The organism is Acidovorax sp. SDU_ACID1 (genome assembly GCF_045291395.1).
In the GTDB taxonomy this organism is placed as follows: domain Bacteria; phylum Pseudomonadota; class Gammaproteobacteria; order Burkholderiales; family Burkholderiaceae_C; genus MR-S7.
Genome location: NZ_CP152342.1, coordinates 1,491,210 through 1,508,466, shown reverse-complemented (window position 1 = coordinate 1,508,466; position 17,257 = coordinate 1,491,210). Strand labels below are relative to the sequence as shown.

The following is a 17,257-nucleotide window of genomic DNA, read 5'->3' as shown; positions in this document are numbered from 1 at the left end:
TAGACCTGACGGTATCAGAGGCTTGGAACATCCGGTACCTCGACGGTATCGGCGCTGACGGGCCCCGGACACCTTCTTTGATACCGTCAAACCAGTCCCACGCTGTCTAATGAAGTCTCACCAAAGCCCACTGGCACACGGCACAACGGGTCACTCACCGCCACCGACCTGACGTCAAAACGCTCGATCTACAGAATCGTTGTACTTTACCCCAGCAAGGTTTCCGTGGCCATAACTGGAAAAGCCAAAACATGACCCAATCCCTCCTCTTTACTGAAGCCGAATGGAATGCCGAAATGCCACGTGTCGTCCGAGAGATGACCGCTTATCTCCGGCAATATCGAGTCGCGGTTTTTGAGGACCATGAGAGTCACGGAGCCGGCTGGGGAAGCGGTTCCTACTTGCGATTTGACGGCCAGGTTTCCATACTCACCAACCAACATGTCGCGTGCATCAGAAGCGACAACAGGATATTGGCATATCAATTCGAAGATCAAGACGATATTCGGCGGGTCGTCGGCGACCACTGCGAATATCCAGCGCCGCTCGATCTTGCACTCCTGCCTGTCTCCATGGATGCCTGGTCGACCTCTCCACACGGGTCAAAGGCCATTGAAATCGACCAAATCTCCATCTGCCATGCTCCGGTAGAAACCGAACTGCTCACGTTCACCGGTTTTTCAGGCAGCAATGTGGCCTTCCACTTCAACACGCTCCTTGCAAACGGAACTTGCTATACCGCACGGGAGGTTGAACTCCCGCAAGATAACCGCTTCTCCCCCGGTTTCATTTCGGTATCGACTACCGACCTGATCTGGCATCCACCGTAATTGGTGACAAGAACCTGCCGCTCCCCCCGGGACTCAGTGGATCAACGGTGTGGAATACAGGATTTGTCGAGGCAAGAATGCGCGGAATCGCCTGGACACCGGATTTCGCGAAAGTCACCGGCGTCGTCTGGGGCTGGCCTTCGAACCATGGCTGCCTGGTTGCCACCAGGGCAGAATACGTGCGAAGTTTTCTTCTTGGCGCCCAAGGTCAGTTAGAGGTCAAAACTTGAGCGCAAGCAACTCCAATCTTGAGGTGAAGCAACTGGATGGCTTGGGGCACCCATCATCTGCTGGTTTTGGCGAACCGATCGCACATGGGCCGTAAAGCACATCCGTGGCACGCCCGCTCCGACGAAGCGTAAGAAGGGGCGACTACACCTGCGAGAACTGCCTCTCTCCTTTCGTAGATGCGCGCGACACTTTCCGCATCCAACAGCAAAACACGGTGCGATTTGACCTTTCCAAGGCGCCCGGACTTGGGGATGGAAACGAACGCATAGGGCTCAACGACCTCTCCCGTCTGCGCCTCAATCGCAAGCCGCTGCGCCGACAGCTGGATGACGTCGGACAGGTACGGGCGATCCTGCCGCCGGATCTTCAGCTCCACCAGCACCAGCGAACCTCCCGGCAGCCGATATCCGCGATCGACCTTTGCCACCAATCGAATAGGGGCCTTAATGCGAAAGAGCTTCTCCATGTAGACCAGCTCGGCCCCGGCCAACGCCCTGGGCCTCGACGCCCGCTCGGCCGCCCCGCTCTTCCTGGCCCATCGCCAGATCAGTACCAGCAGCAACGCCACGCCCAATGCCACAAAGCTCAGGTTTTCCATGATTTACCTCCGGTCAGCGTGTTGCGGCACCCTGCGACCACGATGCGCAGCACCGCACGCACGCATGCCGCCATCACAGGGGAACGATCCAGAACCCTGCAAACAGTCGGCGAAGTCCGGTAGTACGCTGCCACCGCCCACTGTCCCCAGCGTCGTCGCGTGAGCACCACATCGCGGTAGGTGCGAAGCACCTGCGTTTCCGCTGCGTCGGGGCCGAAAACGCAGGTCGCCACGAAGCAACGGCGGTCCGCGGTGGCTGCCACACCCTCTTCGAAATACCGTTGATGCACAGCCTGCCCACGGGCCATACCCTTGCGCTGTTCGGCCGTCGTGCGTTCGCCGTACAGATGCGCGAGTTGCACCCGTTTCTCGCAGAACCCCATCTTGGCCAAATCCGTGGCGCTTACCTCGCCACGCCGGCCTGATCTACGTTGTGCCATGACCACCTCACTCGGAAAATCCAGGTTCGAAAACCGCGTTGGTCACTGCGGCCGATCCTGCCGGTGCCGTGTCAATCCGCGTCGCAATCGGTACGCCCCCTGCCCCGACCGAGGTGAAAACCCCGTACTGGGCGAGCAGCCCGTCATATGCCAGCACACGCAACCGGTTGACCCGTTTCGCCCCCTGGGGAAAGCGCACAAGTTCGTCATACAGCCGAGGGTTGTCCGCGCGCGCCAGCTCGAACACCAGCCGAATCGGCTTCGGCTCCTGTTGCGTCTTCCCGTTCATGCGACTTCCCCTGCCCCACGGTCCCGGCTGGTGGCCAGCGTGGTGGCTGCGTAGTTCTGCCCCGCGACCTGGAATCCCCGGACGTTGGCGAACATCGGCTCCTTGACCTCGTGGATACGGTGCTTCGGGAAAGCCGCCTTCACCGCCTTCTTGAACAGGAAAGCTCCGCCGCCGACCAGGATGATGTTCTGCAGGCTCTCCGGCGTCTCGATCCACTGCCGCATGGTCGAGACCGCCTGTTGGGCCACGCTCTCGGCCAACGGCAGGTGCTTCTTCATGTCGTAGGACTTCTGGAAGATCACCGGCGCCTTGCCCGTGCGCAACGCGAGGTCGATCGCATCGTAGTCGCGGTACGGGGTGCCGATGTCCTTGGATACCTCATCGGCCAGCAGCCGCAGGACGTCGGACATGCCGCGGTTGATCGAATTCGACTGCTTCTGCACCAGGCGCATGCCGCGCGTGACCAGCCAGTCGAAGGTGCGCGAGCCGGGATCGATCACCAGGCTCTGCTCGTTGCCGATGCTCGCCATCTTCTCGTGCTCGGCGGCATAGTGGACCAGCGCCCCCTGGGGCTGGGCCACGGCCATCGCCTTGGCGACCGTCACGGTCTTGCCGTTGCCGACCGGATGACTGCCCGTCATGGCCTTTTCGAGCGCCGTCTTCTTGAGGGTGAACAACGCCACCGGTAGGCCGACGATCAGCAGGTCGATGTGCGGCACCTTCATGAGGCTCAGCGCGCCGCGCAACAGCGCCATGTACTCGGGCGAGTCGATGTAGTCGTCGTGCAGCTGCTTGGCGCGAAAAGTGTCGGCCGCCAGGCCCACATCGGGGCCAACCTCGTAGAACAGCGGCCCGACCGGGATGCAGACGGTCTTGCGCCGTTCGCTGGCCGGCCAGTGCGGCGTCTCGCCGCTGGACGGATAAGCCACGGAGGGGAAGCTGGCGCAGCGGATGTCGGCCCCTGCGACGCCAGTGACGAATTTGGTGTTGCCGGATCCGACATCCACGGCTCGGACGATCAATTCCATAAGAGTGCTCCTGGTGAAGAAAGTTGTCAGCCAGCATCGGCAAACCGACGCGGCCACGCCACGCGCAATCCGCACGGAATGGACCGGGTTTCGGCATCGGCGGCTCTCGGCTGTCACTCCACAGGGATCGCGGCGACACCGCACTGACATCCACCGCCGGTTTTTTCCGCTGCAAATCGTGCGCGTGTCACCACGGTCTCACCACTTCGACACTCGTCAACCCCGCCCGCGCCGCGCCAACGCACGCCGTCGCGTTACCCCCTCCAGCGTCTTGAGACCCTCATCCGGGACCAGAGGCAGAGCATTCCCTTGTCAAGCCCGCGCGCAGACACGCTCTGCGGGCGTTTGGGACGCTAGATCGCCCCTATCACGCCGTCGCGTTGCCGCAAGCGCCAGGGCGAACCGACGTCCCATGTCGTCGCACTACCGCACGGCCGTTGACGCGCAACCCGCTTTCGTCATCCACTACAGACTCCCGAGGGCCACCCTTGGCCCGCTCCTTGATGGAGCAAAAGGCGTCGCAGTCGTTACCTGCCCTTCAAGCCCCAGCCACGAGCCGGGGTGGCCGTCGCCCCCGAGGCGACCGCCCCGAGGTTTCCTTTCGTAGTGAACAGGCCTCTGACCATCGCCAGCCATGCGGCTGGGCGCTCCCCGAAGCGCGTCAAGACCGTCGATCTCCCGGACCGGCACCCGATGCCGACTCCCGATCCCGCCATCACCGAGCACGCGTGTTTCACGCCGCCAGCAGTTGTGTTTGCCCTCATGGGCTCCCTGCTGGTCCCCGCTCAGACGCTCGACACCGCCCTGGACTTTCGGTCAGGGGTGGCCCCATGCGAGCGGATGGCGCTACGCACACCAGGACTGATCCCCCAAGCGGGCGCGAGGCCAGACCTTCGCGCCGACGCGGCAGCACGCCCTTAGAGGCGGTTGCGCGTCAACCCCCTCCGTGGTCGCAGAAATGCGCGGGCGGAGTTGGATCACGTTTTCATTTTTAAGACCGACCGAGCCGGCGCGTGCAAGCGCACCCGGCACAACCCTTGGGGAGGCGGCGCGACACCGTGGTCGCGCGTCGCCGGCAATCGCCAGACCACGCGCCGCAGCGGATGACGGAATCCGTCCGCTGCGGCGAGCCCTTCGATTCCAGCCGGCGAGCCGTTCGGGCGGTGGGCCGATCCTTTGATGGAGAACTGCTATGCCCCGCATCTCACGCCCAGGCACCGTCGACCCGGTAAGCCCTGGCCGCATCCGAGGCTCTGACCCGCCCCGCCGCCAGGACTGGGTGGGAAAGTCACCGAAGGAAGTGCTGGCACGCTACCAGCCTGGCAGGGCCGATCCGATGAAAGTGCTCGACGTGCTCATCACGCTGTTCAACAGCCAGCACACGGCCCGGGAGAAAACCGTCTCACACAAGACACGCCACGAGCGGGCACGCTTCCTGCGGCAGTTCTTCCGCGACCTCCAGCGTAAGGCCGGGTTCCGCACACCGCCCGACCCGCGCAACCTGGGCCAGAAGCATGTGCATGCGATGGTGCAGGTGTGGCAGCGCGAGCAGTTGGCACCGGCGACCATCCAGACTTACCTGAGCTTCCTGCGCGGACTCGCGTCCTGGCTCGACAAGCCCGGCTTCGTGCGTGGCCCCGCCCACTACGGCCTGAGCCTGGAGGAATACGAGCGGCACGAATACGCGCAGCGCGACAAGGGCTGGGCCGCGCAAGGGGTGGACGTAGAAGCGAAGCTGGCCGAGGTGGCCGTGTTCGACGCACGCGTGGCCGCCTCGCTGCGCCTCATGCACACCTTGGCGCTGCGTCGCAAGGAATCCGTGATGTTCCGGCCCTACGAACACGTCATGCCCTTCGAGCAGACCGGGCTACCAATGGACAAGTGCAAGGCGGATGAGTATGTGTGGGTGAAAGGAAAAGGCGGGCGCGTTCGGTGGGTGGCGTTGGAGACGCCCGAACAGCGGTCGGCGGTGGCGCTGGCGCGCTCACTGGTCACGAGCCGCGATGCACACATGGGCCACCCGGCCCACAGCCTCGAGCGCAACCTGCGCCGGTTGGACTACGCCTTGGAGAAATTCGGGATCACGCGGCGGCAGGCTGGCGTCACAGGGCATGGCCTGCGGCATGGCAACCTGAACGACTTCTACGAGAGCCAGTCAGGCAGTGCCTCGCCAGTGCGCGGCGGGGGACCGGTGCCGGCGGACGTGGATCGTGCCGCCAGACTGGCGGTGGCCGAACGAGCCGGCCATTCGAGGATGCGCGCCTCGGGCGCGTACATCGGCGCGGTCCTGCCGCGCCAGCCGAGCACGTGATGCGCCGCGAGGGCGGTGGTTCAGGCGAGCAGGTCGGCTTCGGTCTTGCCGCTGGCCAGCGCGGCAACAAGCCATTGCGGCTTGCGACCGTAGCCCGACCAGGTATGGCCTGCATCGTCCCGGTACTTGATGCGCCCCGTCCTTGTAGGCTTGGATTCGTCCTTCACGGTCGCCTTCCCGCTGGCTTTGCGCCCTCCTCGCTTGGCGGGCGCGTCAAACAGATCGACCGGCGTGATGCCGTAGACCGGGATGGCCTTCCTGATGCGGGCCACGACTTCCGCTTTCTCGGCAAGCCTGACCTCGTCGGCCTGCTGTTGCAGCTTGGCGATCTGCTGGTTGATTTCGAGGATAGTGAGTTTTCGGGCCATAGAACCTTGTCGTCACGAAGGGCAATCTGCGAGGCATAGAGAGCAGCCGTCCCATGCCTCCTACCAAGTAATAGTAACCTGCCAGCGCCAAGGCCCATTCTCGGCACGCCGCCGATACCGGCGTCCATCCCTACAGCGCGGGCGAAACCTCGAACGCCTCGTCGGGATAGATGGCCTCGCCGCGCGGCCTGACGCCACCGGCTTCGACTTCATCTTCGGAAACGCCGTAGCGCGACAGCGCGGCGCACCGCGCCAGGGCTTCCGTGGTTTCAGCTACCTGCCCGATATGCACCGCTTCGCCGCCGCGTTCCACGCGCACATTCCATTGCTTCATGCTCATGCCATTTACTCCGTCATCGCTGTTTCTTGGGGTTGTTGAGATTCCTCGGCGTCCTCGGCATGGAAGCCGAACCGAGCCCAGGTGCGGGGATCGACCTCTATCGGGCCGGTACGCTTCGAGTCCAGATTGATGACCACGCCATGCGCCGACAGCCGTCCTTTCGAGAATAGTTCGTAGAGCATCTGCGCCGCGAACCGCACGGCCACATCGTTGACGAACAGCCCCTGGGACGCCAGCGACATGCGGACCGAGCAGGACGGCTGGTTGTCCTCGGGTGTCGTGTCGTCCAGCAGTTCCGGGAACAGTTCGGTGACGCAAGGCAGGCGCGGGCACCGGCCCGCCCTGCGCTCCGCACGCCTGCCCAGCGGCTGCCCCAGGACAACCTGTGCGGTCGCCTCGGTATTGCCGAGGTCGAGCCAGTACGGACAGCCCGCGTAGGCATCAAATGTCAGTTCGTGCAGGGTGCGCCGCGCCGCCCGGCTGTCCACGCAACTAATCATCAGGTCGCAGGATTGGCGCAGGCTGCGGCTCTCCTGGTAGGCCTCGTAGCGCAGAGGCTGCGCCTGCCAGTCCAGGCCGTAGAACTGATTGAGCCGGTGGATGGTGACGATGGCCTTGTGGCGACCCACGTCAACGGCGCTGTAAAGTTGCCGCCCCACGTTGGCCTCGCTCACGCGGTCGGCGTCGAAGGCCGTGACGTGCAGGCCGTGGGGGTGGCCGAGGGCGCGCATGGCGATGTCCAGCCGTGCCAGACAGGCCGCCATCTGCGCGCCGTTGCCGCCCACACCCACCAGATGCACAGTGACGCGGCGGTCGATGAGATTGGGGTCGATCAGGTGTTCCATGGAAGTCCTCTCGTATGCCACCGTTTCAGTATCCGGTGCATCAGGCCCGGCTCAAGGCCGGGGTCGAGGTCCGCATCGACCGCTTTCCCAGGCACGGCCTGCCAAGGATGGGGCAGCGCCTTGTACCGCCCATTGAGCACCAGCCGGAACTCGGCCAGCGGCCTGGGCCGATGGAGGCATCCGAACACGCCAGCGACCTTGATGCCCTGGTCGTCGCGATCGTCGTCCGCCAACCAGAACGGCAGGCCGCACCCGTGGGTGTGCAGATCGACCGCGACCGTTTCGTCGTCCGCCATCGCGGGACGCCGGTACTCGATACGGCCCGGCGAGGCGTACAGCGGCTCGCACAGAGCCAGCCGCAGGCTGCGCGTGGACCGCTGGTAGATCAGCACACCGGCGACTTCGTCAGGCAGCCCCTTGCGGCCCGCGTCCACGAACGCCTCGATGAGCCGGATGGGCAGCACGCCGAAGGCGAACCGCAGCCGTTCATCCAGCGGGCCATAGGGCAGCGGCAGGCCGATGGCCGGTGTGAGCCGCTGAACGCAATCCAGCCAATCCAGGCGCACCTGCACGAACAGGCCATTGGCGGCAACGATCAGGCGCTGGCCGTTGGCCATCTCCGACAGTTCTCCAAAGCGGGGCGCGGTCACGACCGGGCAACTGGCCTGCAAGGCAACATCGCGCGGGTCCATCATGGTTTCTCCTTCATACCGAGTAGCGCCCCGAGGGTGCTCTTGGCGGGCACCAGCACGCGCTCCGGGAATCGCTCGAATCGGCCGTCGAGCAGTTCGCGCCAGAAGGCATAGGCGCCGCCCCGGTGTTTGACCAGCTTGGCCGGGACGTTGGGGTGGGTGAAGTAGGAACGGAAAAAGGCGTCGTTCCAGGTCTGGATCTTGTCGATGGTCGTGCCTTCGGGCCGGGGCACATTGCCCTGGCAAATCTGGCCCTGCCCGTCGACGTTGAAATACGGAGCCTGGTAGAGCGCTGTCTGCGGCGTCGGACGCTCGCGGCCCTTGACGGCCCACACCCGCCAAACGCGGGTGGATGCGGCGAAGATCAAACCCGGATGCGGCACCGATTCGCCACGCTCCCTGCCGCCGAACAGGTCGGCGTGGCTGTCGGCGACCCGGAAGGTGACATGCCGCCGCGCCGGAGGCTCCCACCAGAGAATCAAGTCACCGTCCATATAGAGCACGTTGGCAGGCAGGAAGCCGCCGTGGGCGACGCGTTTGAGCAACGCCCGCGACAGTTCGATGGCCTTGCGCGGCGTCATCGGCTGGCCCGCGCCGATGACGGCCTCGCCATCCACGTGATGCACGTCATGCAGCGTGGCCAGCGCGCCGCCGGATGCGCCTCGGTAGATCAGCACAGCGGCGTCGAGCGCCAGCACGCCGTCCGATGGCGCGTGGATATGGAATTCCGCTTCGTTCATGGTCGATGGCCTCCTGAACACAGTCTCAGCCCGCGAGTTGGTGAATCAAGCGGTCGATCAGGCCGATGGCCCGGAAGCGCGGACGCATCGCCCGCACCCATGCGCCGAGTGCGCCGGGGTCGTTCAGCGCGATGGTGAATTCGCCCATGCGCTCACAGAACTCACTCTGGTGGGCCAGTTGCAGCAAGTCGTCGTAGATGCGCGTGGTCAGGTCGCCGTCCTCCCAGGACAGGACGGCACCGAACCCCACGTACTCGCCTTCGATCTCGGGGCGGAACGTGTCATCGCATTGCAGCCGCGACAGCGACAGCGCATCGGCGGCGATCTGGCGCAGGCCGGGGTCGGTCAGGGTCTTGACGGCACGGCGCAGGCTGCAGCGGCCGGGGCGCTTCTTCGCCGTCCGCCCCATCCATTGCCGTGCCCATTCAGGATAGGTATCGTCCAATTCGGCGCGGGTCAGCATGTCGCGGCGCATGGCCTCGCGTTCTTCCTCGTCACCGCCGCAGTTCATGTCCAGGGCGATTTCCTCGTTTTCCTCGCCGCACCAGTAGATCATGCTGGCCACGTCGCAGGCGATGTCGGGCGTGAACAGCGGATACACCTGGGCGCAGCCCTCTCGCAATGCCTGCAGGACCGTGCGGCCCAGGCCCGGCAGGGCTGCCTCCAAGGCTTGCAGCCGCTGCCCGACCGGCCATGCCTGCTCGCTGGTTTCCCCCCAATAGACCTCAACGGCGGTATAGACGCGGGGTTTGTCGGAAGCCCGGCCCACGCTGTAGCCGCCGATGGGGAAGCCGTCCGCGTCGAGCACGTGCATCCCGAAACCGGGCCGCAGGCAATGCAGCGGTCCGATCTCGCAGCGGATGCGGGCGGCGATGGCCTGCTCGCACGCCCGCAGGGAATCGTCCCAGGACTCGGGAATATCCGCTTCGCCGAACACGCCCGCGTCGATCAGGAAGCGAGCGATGCGCGTGTTCGCCGCCGCCAGCACGCCCGGCACCACGGTACGCGGCACCGCGCCCGACAGGCGGGGCAGCGTCAGCGGCATGGCGGACGCTGGAGACGGCTGGTGGACGGCGTTCATGGCAGCGGCGCGAGCATGTCGCTGGTGATGGTGACGGCGGCGCGGGCATTCGCATGCCGGGCGTTGTCCAGTTCCGCGAAACCGCTCCACGCCTGTGCGCAGGCCTGGGATACCCGCCGCGTCAGGGCAAGGTCAAGCCGGGGGTCGGAACCGCTGCGGCCTTCGGCCTCGTCCTGCACGCGTTGGCGCAGCGCGGCGAGCCGCCCGCCGCTGCGCGTGGCCCCCTTGACGCCGACCGCCTTGCGGAAGGTGTAATCCTGCCGCCCGTTGACGACTTCCCCACCGTCGATTTCGGCGCTGATGAGTTCGGGGTACTGCGCGCTGTAGAGGTTGCGCACTTCGCCGGGCGCGAGGCCGGGCACGTCCGGCAGCATGATGCCTTGGTAGGTGAACGTCCGCACGATGGGACTGACTTCAATCGACATGGTGTCGCTCTCCTTGTGTCGGTGGGTAGCGGCGGTCCCCACGACCGCCTTACGGATCAGTTTCTCAGTGCGTCCGCCGCTTTCAACCCGCCATTGCGCCTTCAGCCGAACAGGTCGAAGGAGTCGCCGCTGGCCGCAGCGGGGGCGGCGACAAACCCGGATGCCGGGGTGTCGCCGCCATCGTCATCGTCATCGGTGGATGCGAGCGCAGGCGCGGGACTGGAAGCGGCGGGCGCAGGCTTGGGCGCAACCTTTGCGGCGCTGGCTTTGGCCGTCGCCTCGCTGGCCTTCTTCACGGATGCGGCCTTCGCCGCCTCGATCACTTCCTTGGTCGCCTCGACCTGCTGCGCGAGGCTCTGGCGCGTCTCGCGGTAGCCGCACAAGGCGTCGATGAAGCCGGTATCGAACTCCTGCGGCGTGGCCGTCAGGCTCAATGGCTGCGCGAGCGCCGGTTCGGCTGCGTCGGCGCGGGGCTTGGGGATGACATTGACCGTCAGCCGCCCGGACTTCTCGTCGGCGCTCACCGTCATCGTCAGCGTGGCGTTCAGCGCCAGCGCATACAGTTCCTCGAACATCGTCATCTGGGGTCTCCTTGAAGGGTTCAGGGGCATGCGTCCATGCTAGGCCCCGGTACTGCCGCGTCCAGGGCCTGCATCGTCACGCGGGTTCGGCTTCCAGCGCCTCCTGCTCGGCCTGCGCGAGGCTGGCGCGATGGCCCTCGGGCCGGGCCGCGCCGCCCAAGGACTGCCGGGGGTAGCGCATCACGGCGGGCACCGTGCCCTGGTAGGCGAAGCTGTTGACGCCGAGCAGTGCCGCGATGAACTCCGGCTTGCGCGCCGCCCGCACGACCTTGAAGCGCGAGCCCATCGCCTTCTTCAAACCGACTTCCCCGGCGAGGCTTTCCAGTTCGCTCATCGTGAACAGATCGAGAAATTCCTTGTCCCACTTGAAGTAGTCCGCCTCCTCCACTTCCAGGTAGTTCAGCAGCGCCAGCAAGTCGCGCTCGGTCACGCCGAAGGCGGCGGACGCGGCGACGGCCTGCACCAACGGGTCCAGGTGCTCGGGCGCGAGCTGGTCGGCCCGCGACAGGTGCGACGCCAGCCCCCAGCCGGATTCGCTGGTCCACCCGCCCGCAATCCGATTCATCGCCACGCCGTACTCGATCACCCGTGCATCTCCGGCATGGCCGTAGCGCGCCAGCGCGATCAGCACGCGCTGGTTGCGCTGCGGCTGCTTCATCAGCGCGCGGGCGGTCCACTTGCGCCACTCGGACAGGCGGTGCGAGACGACACGCTGCGGGGTCTGGTTGGAGGCCTTGGCGGCGGGCTTGGCGCGGGTCGGTTTGGCGGTACGGGACGTTCCGGGCTTCATGGCCGCATCGGCGGCGAGCGTGTCCTCCTGCAATGCCTCGCGCTGCGCCTTGCGCCACAGGGCGACTTTCTGGCTATTGCAGGCCGCGTCGAAACAGAGCGAAGCCGTCACCTGCCCATAGCTGCCCGGCATCGCCGAGACGGCGCAGCCGAAGGACTGGCATCCCTGGCAGGCGGCGTACTGCGATTCGCCCACCCCGAGATCGCCATCCGCTCCCACCGGCAGCGGCGCGAAGCCGTCGGACGCCTTCACGATGCGGATCACCGGGTACTCGTCGCGCAGCGCGTCGGCCCGGGCCTGAACGGCCTGCTGCGTCAGTTCCTCGAAATGGCTCGGATGCTGGCAATAGCCCTCGCCCAGGGATTCCACGAACAGGCCGGCCTGCCGGGCCGAGTTGTGCGGGCAAGACACGCAGGGCGCGGTGTCGAAAATCGCGTCGGCCAGCTTGCGGGCGAATTTCCCGAGTTGGGCCTTTAGCACCGCGACCGTCACCTTGTGCGTGACGATGCCGGCAAGCACGCTGTCCTGCTTGTCGGGCGCGATGCCCGCCAGCAGTTCGGCGTGGCCGATCTGGATGCGCCGCTCGGTCAGCGCCTTGAGCACCTCGGGGGTGCAGGTCAGCAGCGCCAGCCGGCGATCCAGCACATCGGGCGACCAGCCCATGGCGCGGGCGGTTTCCTCGCGGTCGCCGTGGTTGCGGTGTAGCTGGCGCTGCGCGGCGCGGGCTTCCTCGGCCGCCGACATCGAGGCGCGGTGGTAGTTTTCGCTGACCGCCATCGCCTCGGCATCGGCATCGCCAACCGCCTTGAAGGTGATCGGCATGTCGTAGTCGTCACCGAACACGTTCTTGGCGGCGCGCCAGCGGCGCTCGCCAGCGATGATCTCGTAGAGATCGCTACCGGGAATGGGCCGAACCACGATGGGCTCGATCACGCCGAGGGCACGGATGCTTTCCTCGAGTTCGGCCATTTCGGCCGGGTCGAAGTATTCGCGGGGGTTCTTGCCTTGAACGATCTGGCGGATCTTCAAGGTGGGCTGAATGGGCAGTGTCATGGTTTCTCCTGGCTGGCTGCATCGGTTGCGATGCAGTCATAGTCCCGCCGCACCGCACGCTTTCAAGGGCGTTACGCAGCGGGACAAGCTCTCGGAAACATCGGTCAGTCCGGCGAGCGAACCGCCGCCGTCCAAGCCTCCAGCGCCAGCACTTGCTCTGCACGCGCCGCATCGTCGCGCGAGCGGAAGATCACGTCGCCTTGCTCATTCAAGCCCTGTCTTCGCCTGTCGCAGACGATCCGCCATTTCTTGTCGGGATAGTTATTGCTCACGCAACCGCAGGCCCCGTTAGGATAGCGGACCCCCACCACGTACCAGCCGCCGTGCCGCCACCGCGTATAGGCGAACAAGCTCTTGGCGTCCAAAAGGTGCAGCACCTGCACAAAGGCGTCGGCTGCTGTGCATTCGCTTTGCGCCTGAATGGCCTGGGCGATGCCTTGGAACACGTCATCCGCACACGGCAGCAAGGCCGCCGTGTCCCGCGTCACCCGCTCCACGATGGCATCGAGGATGAGACTGTCGAGGGGGCGATTGTTGTCGATCTGCCGCTGGCAGAGGTCGCGCATGGCCAGGGCCGAGGCCATCGCGGTCAGGTAGGTCGTCATCGTCGGGTCTCCTTGAAACGATGCGGCCATGCTTTCATGCGGCATGCGGGCTTCAAGGCTATCGACTCAGCGGGCGGGCCGCACCGTTGCGCACCAGCGCGCCCAGTCCTCCATCAGGGCGCGGCAGTCCTCGAAGCGGTCGGGATGGGCGTAGTTGGCGATCGGCGCTTCCTGCCCTGCGGTCTTGTGCCCCAGGCACCGGGCCACGGCCGCCCTGGTTTCAAGGTACTGCGTCCGGGCCTGCGCCCAGTCCCGGAAGGCCGTGCGTGCCCCATATAGCGCAGTGACGGGCCACTCGAGGCGGTCGAGCAGTTTCTTGAACGCCAGATGCCGGCCCCTCTCCTTCCCGATACCCGGAAACACCCAGGTCGGATCGCAGCCGCGAACCTGTTCGAGCACCGCGATGGCCGCGTCGCCCAGGGGCACGTGATGCACCTTGCCGCTCTTGAACCTTTCGGCCGGAATCGTCCAGACCCGCGCCTGGAAATCGAACTCGCACCATGCGGCCTGGCAGGCTTCTTCCAGACGACTGACGGTGAGCACCATGAATTCCAACACTCGCGCGACGACGCCCTGCTCCTGCCGCACGCCGAGCACGAAAGCGCCGATTTCCTGATAAGGCAGATCGTTGGCCCGCAACGTCGGCCTGATCCGCAAGCGCCGGAGCGCGGCGTAACGCCGGGGCGTTTGCAGGTGGGAGCCGCCACCGGCGGCACCATCACATCCCGTTCTGGTCACCATCTTCAACTCCTTCCCGATGCGTCGGACGCGACCGGCCCGAACTCGCGGTTTCATGAAAACACGCGTGACGCGGCGCTCAACCCCGTGCGTCCCGGTGAGACACCTCGGACACGGACAGCGGCGATACGAACGCGCTCCCCAGCATCTCCCGATCCACGCACGGCCGCCACGCGCAATGGCGGCTGATTGGGTGGGATTTCGCCTGCGGCCCCCTCGATACCTCGCTCCACCCTGCGCCTTGGGGACAATGGGGGGGCCTGTCCTGCCTCCCGGTTTTCTCCTGCCCATGTCCGTCCACCACACCATCCTCCAGCTGCTCGACGCCGCCCACGGCAGCCTCGCCGAGATCGAGCTGGCGCGGCCCGACCTGCCCCCGGAGCAAGAGAGCCGATGGCTCTGGATCGAGGGCAACACGGTCACGTCGCTGGAAGTGGTCAGCAGCGGCCAGCCGTCGAAACGCATCTTCGATCGCGCCGTACTGACGGTCGATGGCACCCGCGGCGAACTGCTATGGCCCAGCGGGCGGTGCGAGGTGTTGGCGGTCGATCCAAGCCGTACGCTGCGCCCCCCGTTCCGGCAGCTGACCCACCAGCACCTAAACTGAACGCAGGTGAAAGTCCGCGGCGGCATCCGCGCTGCGGGATGCCGGGGTAATGGGAGAGCGATGGCGACCGGCCTCAGCCGGTCATTCGGAAGCGGCGCGGAAAGCAGCCTGAACCGCGCGGACCAAAGAGGGGTGCAGCACACCCAGCTTGGGCGTCTGCCCGTGGGGGGCGGCGGGTGGCACCGAGAACCATTCGGCGCTATAGGGCAGATCCAGGGCGCGCTTGAGGTTGAACTTGGTGTCGTAGCTCAACCCTGCGGCCGCATATGCGGCCGGGTTGCGCTCGCGCAGGATGGAAAACTCGCCCTGATACAGCGTCGTCGTGCGCTGGCTGGTGCCATAAGCGACCCGCACCGTGAACTGCGACGCGTCGTCGTCGAACACAGCCAGAATCAACGCGGGCCGAGGCTTCGGCCGGGGATGAACGTCATCGGGGAAATGACACCAGACGATCTCGCCAGCGGTGGGTTCGCCCCACCACGGATGGATCACGCCGTCTCCATGTCGAACAGGCTCGACCGTACCGAACGCTTTTCTCCCTGCGGAACCCGCTTCTTGATCTGGCGGATTTGGGCGACCGTCAGCGGACCGTCGTCGGCCTCGTACTGCGGCAGCACCCGCACGGCCAGTTCATGCAGCGCGCGGTGGATCGCCTGCGTCTCGTCGACGCCGAGGTGCTCGGCCAGACGCTTGGCGGTCTCCCGCGTGACGCCGGTGGCGCTGTCCACCGAGCGGTAGCGGAAGGCGATCTGGTTCACAGTGTTGCGGGAAGGCATGGGAGACTCCTTTTGGATATCAATAAGATATCCAGTTTGCGGGCGGACGTCAAGCCGGCCTGACGGCTTGCGGTGGCTCATGCCGACCGTCGTTGCACGCGCTCCTGCATCAGCGCGGCATAGCGGGCCTGGACCGCTTCACCGTCCAGGCAGTCAGCGGCGATCCCGACCACTTGCGCGATGCGCCGGCGCACCGACGCGAGATGCCGCGCCTCCGCGAGTGTCGGCAGGCACGTCGGCCAACCCGCCTCGTAGAGCAGATGCGCGGGAATCTCCATTTCGACGGCCTGCCGCTGCGCGGCCCGCTCCTTCGCTTCGACAAGCTGCGACCCCAGTTCGGCGGTGAGCAGTTCCGGCGCGACATCGCCCAGCCAGTGGCCCGGCTGGACCGAAAAGGTGCTGCCCGCTTCGAGTTCGACCAGTTCGCGGTAGACCGCCGCATTGTCCTCGCAGCGCGCCGACGCCCGCAGGTCGCCACGTGAGGCGAGCACGCAGAAGGCGCAGGACACGCGGGTGCTGCCGTAGATCCGGTACGCCTCGTGCAGTACCCCGCCGCACCGGGCGATGTAGTCGAGCACGTCCTGTCGCGGCCAGTGGAGGATGGCGTTCCAGGCGAGCCCCACAACCCGCACTCGCGTCAGCCCGGCGTCCTGCTTGGCCACCGGCCGGCGTGCCCGCGCCGCGCTCTCGTCCCGACGCAACCCGACCGCCGAAACCACCGGCCCGCCGGGGTGGCGTGCACGGATCGCGCGGGCGATGATTTGGGACTTCATCTCACTGGTGCAAAACCTCTGAGCCGCCGAACTCCAGGGCATGATCAGTTTCACGCACGACAGGGTTCGATAGCGTTCGACGTTGGCCGCCCAGCGCGACAGCCAACGGTCCACCATGTCGCCTGCCGGGCGGCGCACCGTCACGAGTTCCCAGCCGAGACGCTCGGCCAGCCGCTCGCACACCGGCGCCGAGTCGCGCCACTCGATGCGCCCGAGATCTGCGTGGATCAGCGCGCGCACGCCGGTATGGCCGATGGCGTCTAGATGCTCCCTGACACGGTAGGCCAGGGCCTGGCTGTCCTTGCCGCCGCTCACGCCCACGTAGACCGGCGCATGGCCCGCCAGCGCCAGATCGATCATCGGGTCGAGCGCGATGCCGAAGCGCGCCGGCACCGCGACACCGGACAAGGCCGGCGCCTTCGGCACTGCCAGCGCCAGCCCGGGCAGTTCGATCTGCTGCACGATCAAGCCCCTGCCGACTGCGCGCAAAGCGTGGCGGCGAGCGCCGACCGACTGCGGCCGACGAAGCGCTGCAGGGACTGCCGCAGCCGCTTTTCTTCCTCGGGGAAGCGCGTCAGGTTCGGGTCCAGCGCTTCGCCGCCCCACCAGATGGCGGCGTATTCCGAGGCGACGCCGTTGTAGCCGCAGTCCGGGCCGTCCTCGTCGAACGCAGCGCACAGCCGGCGGATCGCCTCACGGTGTGACAGCCTGCGCACCGACACCAGGACGGCCGGGTTCCAGACCACCCAGACGTTGCCGCCGAAGCTGCGCACCGCATCGTGGCGCGTGCACGCAAAGAACCAATCCCAGGCTTCGCCGGTGGTGCATCGGCCGTCCTCGCCGTCGATCCGGTCAGTCCAGCACGCCATCGGTGCCAGCCGGGCCTCCAGCACGCAGCCGCCCGTCTCGTACATGCCGTACTCGTAGGCCACGGTGATCGCCTCGCTGAGGCAGACACCCGTGCCGGTGTAGCTGCGCGAAGCCGAGCGCCGGAATCCATCGCGCAGGATGCTACGTGCGCTCGCGGCGCGGGTGCCGTGGTACAGCGGCCCGATTGGGGAAGATGTCGGGGTGTTCATGTGTCCAGGTTCCCATCGAACCCCGCATGCACAAGAG

General features: G+C 66.1%; 22 protein-coding genes. 3 read left to right on the top strand and 19 right to left on the bottom strand.

The genetic code is table 11. From position 1 onward, the window contains the following. Window positions 1-251 precede the first annotated feature (251 nt). Window positions 252-830 (top strand): hypothetical protein, encoded by a 579-nt coding sequence (locus tag AAG689_RS07460; RefSeq protein ID WP_406625411.1) that lies wholly within the window; start codon window positions 252-254, stop codon window positions 828-830. Between the two features lie 283 nt (window positions 831-1,113). Here the strand turns inward: AAG689_RS07460 and AAG689_RS07455 are convergent, their stop codons facing one another. Genes AAG689_RS07455 through AAG689_RS07440 form a run of 4 tightly spaced genes read right to left on the bottom strand, consistent with a single transcriptional unit; the run spans window position 1,114 to window position 3,416 of the window. After that, window positions 1,114-1,659 carry a PD-(D/E)XK nuclease family protein gene (locus AAG689_RS07455; protein ID WP_406625410.1) on the bottom strand — a complete coding sequence of 182 codons (546 nt, stop codon included), beginning with the start codon at window positions 1,657-1,659 and terminating at the stop codon, window positions 1,114-1,116. Beyond that, window positions 1,647-2,099, bottom strand: a complete 453-nt coding sequence (locus AAG689_RS07450; RefSeq protein ID WP_406625409.1) for a CFI-box-CTERM domain-containing protein — start codon at window positions 2,097-2,099, stop codon at window positions 1,647-1,649. Before AAG689_RS07450 ends, AAG689_RS07455 begins: the two co-directional genes overlap by 13 nt. A 7-nt stretch (window positions 2,100-2,106) precedes the next feature. Continuing rightward, window positions 2,107-2,388, bottom strand: a complete 282-nt coding sequence (locus tag AAG689_RS07445) for a hypothetical protein (RefSeq protein WP_406625408.1) — start codon at window positions 2,386-2,388, stop codon at window positions 2,107-2,109. After that, entirely contained in the window at window positions 2,385-3,416 is a 1,032-nt protein-coding gene (locus tag AAG689_RS07440) for a PRTRC system protein D (RefSeq protein WP_406625407.1), read from the bottom strand. The genes AAG689_RS07445 and AAG689_RS07440 overlap by 4 nt, the downstream gene beginning before the upstream one ends. Window positions 3,417-4,752: 1,336 nt before the next feature. Between AAG689_RS07440 and AAG689_RS07435 the strand changes: the two genes are divergently transcribed. After that, entirely contained in the window at window positions 4,753-5,727 is a 975-nt protein-coding gene (locus tag AAG689_RS07435; protein WP_406625406.1) for a phage integrase N-terminal domain-containing protein, read from the top strand. A 20-nt stretch (window positions 5,728-5,747) separates the two neighbouring features. On the opposite strand, the gene AAG689_RS07430 is transcribed toward AAG689_RS07435, so the two are convergent. The 11 genes from AAG689_RS07430 to AAG689_RS07380 form a co-directional block, all read right to left on the bottom strand. Beyond that, on the bottom strand, window positions 5,748-6,095 hold the full coding sequence (locus AAG689_RS07430) for an H-NS family nucleoid-associated regulatory protein (protein WP_406625405.1): 348 nt from the start codon (window positions 6,093-6,095) through the stop codon (window positions 5,748-5,750). A gap of 130 nt (window positions 6,096-6,225) precedes the next feature. After that, on the bottom strand, window positions 6,226-6,435 hold the full coding sequence (locus AAG689_RS07425) for a hypothetical protein (RefSeq protein ID WP_406625404.1): 210 nt from the start codon (window positions 6,433-6,435) through the stop codon (window positions 6,226-6,228). A 5-nt stretch (window positions 6,436-6,440) separates the two neighbouring features. Then, window positions 6,441-7,280, bottom strand: a complete 840-nt coding sequence (locus tag AAG689_RS07420; protein WP_406625403.1) for a PRTRC system ThiF family protein — start codon at window positions 7,278-7,280, stop codon at window positions 6,441-6,443. Further along, window positions 7,268-7,975: a PRTRC system protein A gene (locus AAG689_RS07415; protein WP_406625402.1), complete on the bottom strand. Its 708-nt coding sequence runs from the start codon at window positions 7,973-7,975 to the stop codon at window positions 7,268-7,270. The genes AAG689_RS07420 and AAG689_RS07415 overlap by 13 nt, the downstream gene beginning before the upstream one ends. After that, entirely contained in the window at window positions 7,972-8,712 is a 741-nt protein-coding gene (locus AAG689_RS07410; protein ID WP_406625401.1) for a PRTRC system protein B, read from the bottom strand. The genes AAG689_RS07415 and AAG689_RS07410 overlap by 4 nt, the downstream gene beginning before the upstream one ends. Window positions 8,713-8,737: 25 nt before the next feature. Then, window positions 8,738-9,793 carry a PRTRC system protein F gene (locus AAG689_RS07405; protein ID WP_406625400.1) on the bottom strand — a complete coding sequence of 352 codons (1,056 nt, stop codon included), beginning with the start codon at window positions 9,791-9,793 and terminating at the stop codon, window positions 8,738-8,740. Beyond that, window positions 9,790-10,218: a PRTRC system protein C gene (locus AAG689_RS07400; RefSeq protein WP_406625399.1), complete on the bottom strand. Its 429-nt coding sequence runs from the start codon at window positions 10,216-10,218 to the stop codon at window positions 9,790-9,792. The genes AAG689_RS07405 and AAG689_RS07400 overlap by 4 nt, the downstream gene beginning before the upstream one ends. A gap of 101 nt (window positions 10,219-10,319) precedes the next feature. Beyond that, window positions 10,320-10,799 (bottom strand): PRTRC system protein E, encoded by a 480-nt coding sequence (locus tag AAG689_RS07395; RefSeq protein WP_406625398.1) that lies wholly within the window; start codon window positions 10,797-10,799, stop codon window positions 10,320-10,322. Window positions 10,800-10,875: 76 nt separating this feature from the next. Next, on the bottom strand, window positions 10,876-12,642 hold the full coding sequence (locus AAG689_RS07390; protein WP_406625397.1) for a PRTRC system ParB family protein: 1,767 nt from the start codon (window positions 12,640-12,642) through the stop codon (window positions 10,876-10,878). A 104-nt stretch (window positions 12,643-12,746) separates the two neighbouring features. Next, window positions 12,747-13,247: a hypothetical protein gene (locus tag AAG689_RS07385; protein ID WP_406625396.1), complete on the bottom strand. Its 501-nt coding sequence runs from the start codon at window positions 13,245-13,247 to the stop codon at window positions 12,747-12,749. 66 nt (window positions 13,248-13,313) lie between these two features. Further along, on the bottom strand, window positions 13,314-13,988 hold the full coding sequence (locus tag AAG689_RS07380) for a tyrosine-type recombinase/integrase (RefSeq protein WP_406625395.1): 675 nt from the start codon (window positions 13,986-13,988) through the stop codon (window positions 13,314-13,316). A 286-nt stretch (window positions 13,989-14,274) separates the two neighbouring features. Here AAG689_RS07380 and AAG689_RS07375 point away from each other — a divergent pair, with 286 nt between their 5' ends. Next, a complete protein-coding gene (locus AAG689_RS07375; RefSeq protein ID WP_406625394.1) occupies window positions 14,275-14,592 on the top strand; it encodes a hypothetical protein in 318 nt (105 codons plus the stop codon). Window positions 14,593-14,673: 81 nt separating this feature from the next. Here the strand turns inward: AAG689_RS07375 and AAG689_RS07370 are convergent, their stop codons facing one another. The 4 genes from AAG689_RS07370 to AAG689_RS07355 all read right to left on the bottom strand — a co-directional run bounded on the left by AAG689_RS07370 (window position 14,674) and on the right by AAG689_RS07355 (window position 17,220). Beyond that, window positions 14,674-15,084: a hypothetical protein gene (locus AAG689_RS07370; protein ID WP_406625393.1), complete on the bottom strand. Its 411-nt coding sequence runs from the start codon at window positions 15,082-15,084 to the stop codon at window positions 14,674-14,676. After that, a complete protein-coding gene (locus AAG689_RS07365; RefSeq protein WP_406625392.1) occupies window positions 15,081-15,368 on the bottom strand; it encodes a hypothetical protein in 288 nt (95 codons plus the stop codon). The genes AAG689_RS07370 and AAG689_RS07365 overlap by 4 nt, the downstream gene beginning before the upstream one ends. Window positions 15,369-15,445: 77 nt before the next feature. Then, window positions 15,446-16,603, bottom strand: coding sequence for a phosphoadenosine phosphosulfate reductase family protein (locus AAG689_RS07360; RefSeq protein ID WP_406625391.1), 1,158 nt, complete (start codon window positions 16,601-16,603; stop codon window positions 15,446-15,448). 2 nt (window positions 16,604-16,605) lie between these two features. Then, window positions 16,606-17,220, bottom strand: coding sequence for a hypothetical protein (locus tag AAG689_RS07355; RefSeq protein WP_406625390.1), 615 nt, complete (start codon window positions 17,218-17,220; stop codon window positions 16,606-16,608). Between the last annotated feature and the right edge of the window lie 37 nt (window positions 17,221-17,257).

Coding starts and splice junctions, on each gene's coding strand:
- AAG689_RS07460 (WP_406625411.1), top strand. CDS start 252: ATGACCCAATCCCTCCTCTTTACTGAAGCCGAATGGAATGCCGAAATG.
- AAG689_RS07455 (WP_406625410.1), bottom strand. CDS start 1,659: ATGGAAAACCTGAGCTTTGTGGCATTGGGCGTGGCGTTGCTGCTGGTA.
- AAG689_RS07450 (WP_406625409.1), bottom strand. CDS start 2,099: ATGGCACAACGTAGATCAGGCCGGCGTGGCGAGGTAAGCGCCACGGAT.
- AAG689_RS07445 (WP_406625408.1), bottom strand. CDS start 2,388: ATGAACGGGAAGACGCAACAGGAGCCGAAGCCGATTCGGCTGGTGTTC.
- AAG689_RS07440 (WP_406625407.1), bottom strand. CDS start 3,416: ATGGAATTGATCGTCCGAGCCGTGGATGTCGGATCCGGCAACACCAAA.
- AAG689_RS07435 (WP_406625406.1), top strand. CDS start 4,753: ATGAAAGTGCTCGACGTGCTCATCACGCTGTTCAACAGCCAGCACACG.
- AAG689_RS07430 (WP_406625405.1), bottom strand. CDS start 6,095: ATGGCCCGAAAACTCACTATCCTCGAAATCAACCAGCAGATCGCCAAG.
- AAG689_RS07425 (WP_406625404.1), bottom strand. CDS start 6,435: ATGAGCATGAAGCAATGGAATGTGCGCGTGGAACGCGGCGGCGAAGCG.
- AAG689_RS07420 (WP_406625403.1), bottom strand. CDS start 7,280: ATGGAACACCTGATCGACCCCAATCTCATCGACCGCCGCGTCACTGTG.
- AAG689_RS07415 (WP_406625402.1), bottom strand. CDS start 7,975: ATGATGGACCCGCGCGATGTTGCCTTGCAGGCCAGTTGCCCGGTCGTG.
- AAG689_RS07410 (WP_406625401.1), bottom strand. CDS start 8,712: ATGAACGAAGCGGAATTCCATATCCACGCGCCATCGGACGGCGTGCTG.
- AAG689_RS07405 (WP_406625400.1), bottom strand. CDS start 9,793: ATGAACGCCGTCCACCAGCCGTCTCCAGCGTCCGCCATGCCGCTGACG.
- AAG689_RS07400 (WP_406625399.1), bottom strand. CDS start 10,218: ATGTCGATTGAAGTCAGTCCCATCGTGCGGACGTTCACCTACCAAGGC.
- AAG689_RS07395 (WP_406625398.1), bottom strand. CDS start 10,799: ATGACGATGTTCGAGGAACTGTATGCGCTGGCGCTGAACGCCACGCTG.
- AAG689_RS07390 (WP_406625397.1), bottom strand. CDS start 12,642: ATGACACTGCCCATTCAGCCCACCTTGAAGATCCGCCAGATCGTTCAA.
- AAG689_RS07385 (WP_406625396.1), bottom strand. CDS start 13,247: ATGACGACCTACCTGACCGCGATGGCCTCGGCCCTGGCCATGCGCGAC.
- AAG689_RS07380 (WP_406625395.1), bottom strand. CDS start 13,988: ATGGTGACCAGAACGGGATGTGATGGTGCCGCCGGTGGCGGCTCCCAC.
- AAG689_RS07375 (WP_406625394.1), top strand. CDS start 14,275: ATGTCCGTCCACCACACCATCCTCCAGCTGCTCGACGCCGCCCACGGC.
- AAG689_RS07365 (WP_406625392.1), bottom strand. CDS start 15,368: ATGCCTTCCCGCAACACTGTGAACCAGATCGCCTTCCGCTACCGCTCG.
- AAG689_RS07355 (WP_406625390.1), bottom strand. CDS start 17,220: ATGAACACCCCGACATCTTCCCCAATCGGGCCGCTGTACCACGGCACC.